This window comes from Vibrio variabilis (assembly GCF_003263785.1).
GTDB lineage: Bacteria > Pseudomonadota > Gammaproteobacteria > Enterobacterales > Vibrionaceae > Vibrio > Vibrio variabilis.
This window is the reverse complement of sequence record NZ_JYJK01000095.1, coordinates 50,042-56,401: the sequence shown is the minus strand read 5'-3', so window position 1 is coordinate 56,401 and position 6,360 is coordinate 50,042. Positions and strand designations below refer to the sequence as shown.

Sequence of the window (6,360 nt, the reverse complement as noted above, 5' to 3'; positions counted from 1 at the left end):
CCCTGCAGGGCAAGCCAATACCTTCTCGATTCAAGCCGAGCCAGATGGCATGGCGGAACTCAAGTTTGATTTAGGCTCTCGTGATGGTATTAAACAATCTATCGCCAAGGTGAATCAACACCTAAAACAGGCACAAATCAGCCTAAGCGAAGCAAGGCAATTCCAATCTCAGCTCGATACGCAAATGACGCGCATTCAGAGCCAATCTAAGCTCCCTTCCGAGCAACAAGTCAGTGAAACACTCTCTGGTTTTAGCCAGCTTTCACAAGATTTCACGACGACATTTCAGGCGCTCAATGCGCAGGCGAATGTGAGACGTCATACGGTCGTGGCGCTGCTTAAGTGATAGACATATTTTCCTAGCTATTAAGGTATTCGCCATCTCCTCTTCCAGCCTTTCTGGCATCATGTGCTAACTAAATACTCATGTCTGTTTGGTTAGCAACTTCAAACCCTTCTGTACCACTCTTGTGGAGTCCGTTTTCCTCAATTTTACTCATTGTTATTGTTAGGTTTATTAATACGATTTCCCTTGGTTGAAGCGTCTCGCATTTGCCCGTTTTGTTAAAGAGTGGATCCCGTTTATTTGGTATAAAAATTAAGCAAATTAATTTCTACACCAGAGGTTCTTTATGAAATACATGCTGTTACCAAGCATCATTTTGCTTCTCGCAGGGTGTGGAGGCGATAGTGATGATTCACAAGTCGCTCCTAACAAGTCATCGGTCGATGGCCTCAGAGAGACAGCATCCATTGTTGCTGACGAGAGCGGAAACACATACGCGCAAATGGATGTCCTGCAATCAGAAGAAATTGTCATTACGTTGCCTTCGGATGAACAGAAGTCCGCGGTGTTTACTTTGGCCTCAAATTCAGATGATGAGAGTGCCCCTGCTGAAAAGCTAGTGGTCTCCGGCAAGCTTACGATTAAGTAACTCGATTTAAGGAATGAATTCATGAACAAAAAAATGTTAGTAGCACTGCTTTCTTCAACATTGGGTATGACATCAGCATTTGCTGAAGGGGAGGCGATTTTAAATGTAGAAGGGGAAATTCAGATAAATGGTCAGACGGTCATTGACAGCAGTGGGCAGGTTCTAGGCTTAGATTTTGTGAAGAAAGAGCAAGCTTTGATCAATGATTATTTCGTTAATAAGAATGGTGTATTTACTTACATAGATGATTCATGCGTTCAGTATGACCGCTATGGCGATTATCATACGACGTGTAAAAGCATCGTTGAGTTTAGTAATGACGGAGATACAGAATCTAGCGAAGATACATGACCGATCGAGATGGCATAGAGTTGAAAATATCGGAATCAGTCTGGAAACGAAATGGTGACGGTACCAATACATTTACATGGAAACATTTTAACAGTGATGGTTCACTGGCTTATGAGCGCAGCACGACAACTAAACCAACAGAACTGACGCTTGGACAAGAGAGTTATCAGCTTGGAAGTAAGTTTATCAAAGTTTACGAACTCGAAGTTAAGGATGCTGATGATAAAGAACTCATCGGCGATACAATTTCTGCTTACGAGCACTACAGCTTTGCTGGTCGACTTCCCGAGTTCAAGCTAGGAGATGGTAGTGTGGTAAAAGACTGTATTGTAGATTTTGATGAGATAGTTCGCTGTAAAGACATAGGCGTTGTCGCTGGTCAGTACCGAGGAGAACTGTACAGTATAGAGAGTGCTTCAGATGCCGCAGCGAGTTCTAGCATGCGAACCCAGTTTAGTTCGATCATTAAAAAGCATGTGTCGCGTATGTGATTGTAGAACGATAGAGTGACCTAAAGGAACGGAGCAAAAGGGTAGCGTTGTTGCTGCCCTTTTTGATGCTTCGAGGTACGAACGGTATGCTTCCTACCTGGCAATAAGTCAGCGAAAGACTCTCTGGTTTTAGTCAGCTTTTACAAGATTTCACGACCACATTTGAGGCGATCAATGCGCAGGCGAATGTGAGACGCCATACGGTCGTGGCATTACTCAAGTGATAAATGAAGACGATTCATTTTTACTGTAAATACCAACCACTGCACGCATAGCTTATTGAAATGAAAATCCTTTATCAATAAATGTTACATATATCAACGGTTTATTTATTGCTTTATGACTGAGCGTGCATATTTATAAAATAACCTGCATATTATGAAATAAAGCGCATTCAAGGCAATTAATTGACACGGTTCTGACATTACAATCACGCGCTAGATTGTTAACGAAGGAATCGTAGGATGAAAAAAGCGTTGAACCCCATTGTGATCTCATTGGTTGCAGCGGGCTTGAGTGCCTGTGGAGGCGGTGGCGATGACTCCAGTGCTGGACCAAACTCAGGCACTGAAGGGACTTTTTCAATAACGGTCATAGATGGCTATTTGAACAAAGCAAGCATCACAGCTATTGAGAACGGGCGATGTGATACCCAACTTGGTGACCAATTGGTGATAGCAAACACCACCGAGCGCGGTAAAGCTGAAATCTCAAACAAATATCTCAACCACACACTGTGTGCTTATGCGGTGAAAGGGGTGACCATTGATGAGGATAATCTTGATGGCTCACCTGTCGCAGAATCTTTTGTCCTGACAGTACCGCGCGTGAGTCTTTTTAATGTGATTACGCCATATACTTCGATGGTTCACGAAACGCTAGTACAGCAGTTAGATACTCCAGACGCTGAGATCACCGAAGATTTGGTTGCTCAAGCAAAACAGGCGGTGATCGATTCGCTTACTAATGTCGCTAACAATCCATCGCTAGTATTCGGTGATTATGTGTCTCAAGGACTTGCCGATGAAGATGGTGAAATGGCTTTGGCACAATGGCAAGCCAAAACCCTTCACAATGTTGCTCGCAGCTACGTTATTCAAAAATCCAAACTGCTCCAGCAGTTCAATGAACAAGTCAACAAACTCAAAGAAATTGAGGGCAACGAAGAGTTGGTTGTGGCTTACAAGAACACCTATCACTACTTATTGGTTGAGCTGATTCGCAAAGTCCAGAGTCATGCTAACAGCAATGCTGAAAAGTACCGCGATCATTTTGTGAATAAAGACCTAGTAGGCAATATTGACTTTGGTAAAGACATTGTCTCGTTACCTGAATGGAACCCTGGTGATGTCGTTTGGACGATTCCAGACGTTGAAGTCGCTTCTTCTATTAGCTTTGAATTAGCTTCAAATAGGTTGGCCAAAGGTAAATCTCAAAGTCTAGGGCGTGTCCAAGCAAAATTTCCGAATGGTAACTCTCGAAATCTGTACTCCGGTGTGACGTGGGAAAGCAGCAATCAAGCGGTTGCAAAAATAGAAAATGGAAAACTTGTCGCTCTTGGTTTGGGGTCGACGCAGATCACTGCAAATTATGGTGAGCTTAGTCACTCGATCGCATTTGAGGTAACCCCTGCAATACTCGATGGCATTTCAGTAGAAATGGCGATTAAAGAGCTGCGCAAAGGTGAGCAGGGCGATTTACCGGTGGTTACTTCCCTGCTAAGTGATGGTAGCCAGTTACCATTAACAGCAGGTATCACTTGGACAACATCAGACAATAATAAGTTGGCGATTGAAGACGGAAAGCTAGTAGCGAAACAGGAAGGCACGGTTACGCTGACTGCGAGTTACGAAGGGTTCAGTGAATCACTGTCATTGAAAATACTTCCCCCACTAGCCACAGCACTGTCTTTTGGTGTTGATACATCTAAACTGCATGCCGGTACTTCGATGCAGCTTGGCGCCATTGAGGTAACGTTTAGTGATGGCACAACACAAATAGTTAGTTCTGGTATTGAGTGGTCGAGTGATACCGCTGGTTTAGTCAGTGGCAATACTCTTAACGGCATCGCACAAGGTAGTTATAGTCTAACTGCGACTTATCAAGCGTAAGTAAAACTATCACTATTGAAGTGCTTGAGCCGACGCTTACCGGGATTGTGATTACTATTGGCCAAACGGAGTTGAGAGTTGGAGATAGCTTGGAGCTTGGTGGCGTTGCAGGTATTTATAGTGATGGTAGCGGAGGGGCTATCGAGGGTGCTGTATGGCGCAGCCTGAATCCTTCTGTCGCTGTAATCGAGGGTGGTAATGTTAAAGCTTTGGCTGTTGGTAATGTCACGGTGGAAGTGAGCTTTGGCGGTCTTACAAGCTCGAAATCGTACACGGTTGTAAAAGCGGATTTGGAAGACATTCGCTTTACCGGCTTACCTGAAAGCCTTGCAGCTGGCCTGACACTGAACCTGCCAACGGTATTTGGTCGATTCAGCGATGGGTCGGAAAAACCAATTACAGACCAAGTCACATGGAAGAGTTCAGATACTTCAGTAGCCGCTATTACTAGTCATCAAATTAAGGCACTGAAACCAGGTTTAACCACGCTCACGGCTAGCTATCAAGGTAAAGAGCATACTTACAACCTAGCGATTGGCGAAGCTGAAATTACCGACATTGCACTTAATATTGATGCTAGCGATTTCAATAAAGGGGAACAGCTACCCTTAGAGGTGCTCGCAACACTCACCGATGGCACGACAAAAGTGATCAGCGAAGGTGTAACCTGGACGGTGAGCGATGAGACTGTTCTTGGTGTCAGCGATATGACTTTGGTAGCTAAAGCCGAAGGTACTGCGACGTTGACCGCTAAGCTAAAAGATACTGTCGCTCCTACCGTTGAAATTACGGTGTTGCCACCAACGGTTGCGAGTATGTCTCCGGATTTACTAGATGGAACGCTAACGCTGACAGAAGGTGAAACCATTTCAATGGACATCATTGTTGAGTTCAGCGACGGGACGAAAGAAACCTTTAATGAGGTTATTTTTGACAATGGCAATTATTACGAAAGTAAGGATGAGTCTGGAATTGAGTTAGTAAAAGTCAATACTTCGACCCGTACAATGCGCGCCATTCGCAGTGGTGAAAACTCGAACTTTAAAGTTAGGTTCAATTCAGATCGCCTGAAAGAGTTGTTTGAGCTTTATGTGAGTGGCCAAGAGACAATTAGATATAATTATGCTTTAGTCCCTTTGACCATTGTTGATAACCCTAATGTTTATCAATGGCATCGCATAGACTTTACTAAAATTGATTCTGTCGTATCGGCAGACGCAAACGAAGCTCAAACCATTGTTTCTGAGGACACAGTATATCGTTTTTGGAACGTTCCTAATGGCCATTACCATGATATTTATGTCGGCAAAATTGATAAGAATGGTGTTAGTGAATACAAAAAAGTTATCGAAAATAGATTCTTAGTAAATAACCACTTGATTGATGGTGGCGGAAATGGGTATTACATACTAGTAAGTCAGCTTTCGACTGACCACAGAACGGTGCAGGTTTACGATTTAAAATCGGGTTCGTTGAGCGAACCTTTGAAAATATCGGCTGACCAATTTAACAGTGCATCATCGACCATTTGGATTGATGATCATCGTCAATCGGCTTTTGTCGATAGTAACGGAACCCCCGTTGTTGCTGATTTCGATAATGATCAAGTTACCGTTTATCGTTACAACAAAGTCGACGAAACTTGGGTTCCTGGCGCTGTCGTGAAAGGTTATGTTGAACAGATGCCAACTTACCCTGATCACATTGTTGTCGTAGATCGACTCCGGTCTTCACCGACCGAACAAACATTACCAACTTATCACTTTATCAATAAAGATAACGGCACGTTAGAGAAATCAGTGACGATGGTCGGTTCAGCCTCAATGTCAAAGACATGCAATCATCATCCGCAACTTGTACCACTTGATAAATCGTTCAATTTTGCTGCCTTCTGTGAATACTCAGGTGGTTACCACATTTGGAGTGATATTACCCATGAGCCATCTGAAATAACTGTAGACCCAGCCAAAGGGGAGGAGTTGAACAGTTGTAGCAATATTGATGCAGTAGCTGGTGTATTGCCAAACGGAAATATATTTGGGCAGCGATGTAGTATCAAGGTCAATGGAGAGCGATTACTTCAAGTCAATGAGCTGAATCCGTTGCATGGAGAGACCACAATTACTCGATTGGATCTGTCTGGATGGAAGGCGATAGAACATACCAATAAGTACAAGTTTAGAGTCTCTGAATCTACTCGATTTGGTCAAAAAAATCCCCACTTAGATAATGAGTGGGTACAGCTCTTCGGAATGGGGGTTGGTGTCTACACTGATGGGAAGTGGCATATTGATAGGGAGATGTATGATACTCCCACAGTGGTCGACAGTTTTTATAGTCTAATAAAGAGTCAAAATACTTGGTACATTTTACTTGACCAGAATGTAGGGCGTGAGATTTGGTACTTCCAACATCGAAATCCAACTGAATAATTGATATCTATAAGCCCCTGCCGTATCGCAGGGGCTTTTT

Annotated in this window: 5 protein-coding genes and 2 pseudogenes; all 7 read left to right on the top strand. The window is 43.4% G+C overall.

Features of this window, described 5'->3' with window-relative positions:
• Positions 1 to 346 (top strand): annotated as a pseudogene (locus tag TZ48_RS17970) (flagellin); the annotation flags it as partial.
• Positions 347 to 632: 286 nt separating this feature from the next.
• Positions 633 to 935, top strand: coding sequence for a hypothetical protein (locus tag TZ48_RS17965; protein WP_162674642.1), 303 nt, complete (start codon positions 633 to 635; stop codon positions 933 to 935).
• Between the two features lie 21 nt (positions 936 to 956).
• A complete protein-coding gene (locus TZ48_RS17960) occupies positions 957 to 1,286 on the top strand; it encodes a hypothetical protein (protein ID WP_112480148.1) in 330 nt (109 codons plus the stop codon).
• Complete coding sequence (locus TZ48_RS17955) at positions 1,283 to 1,777, top strand: hypothetical protein (protein ID WP_112480147.1); 495 nt, start codon at positions 1,283 to 1,285, stop codon at positions 1,775 to 1,777. Before TZ48_RS17960 ends, TZ48_RS17955 begins: the two co-directional genes overlap by 4 nt.
• Before the next feature lie 107 nt (positions 1,778 to 1,884).
• Positions 1,885 to 2,001, top strand: a pseudogene (locus TZ48_RS26440) (flagellin); the annotation flags it as partial.
• Positions 2,002 to 2,241: 240 nt separating this feature from the next.
• Complete coding sequence (locus TZ48_RS17950) at positions 2,242 to 3,888, top strand: hypothetical protein (protein ID WP_112480146.1); 1,647 nt, start codon at positions 2,242 to 2,244, stop codon at positions 3,886 to 3,888.
• Positions 3,889 to 3,977: 89 nt separating this feature from the next.
• Positions 3,978 to 6,320, top strand: a complete 2,343-nt coding sequence (locus tag TZ48_RS17945; RefSeq protein ID WP_162674641.1) for an Ig-like domain-containing protein — start codon at positions 3,978 to 3,980, stop codon at positions 6,318 to 6,320.
• Positions 6,321 to 6,360: the final 40 nt, after the last annotated feature.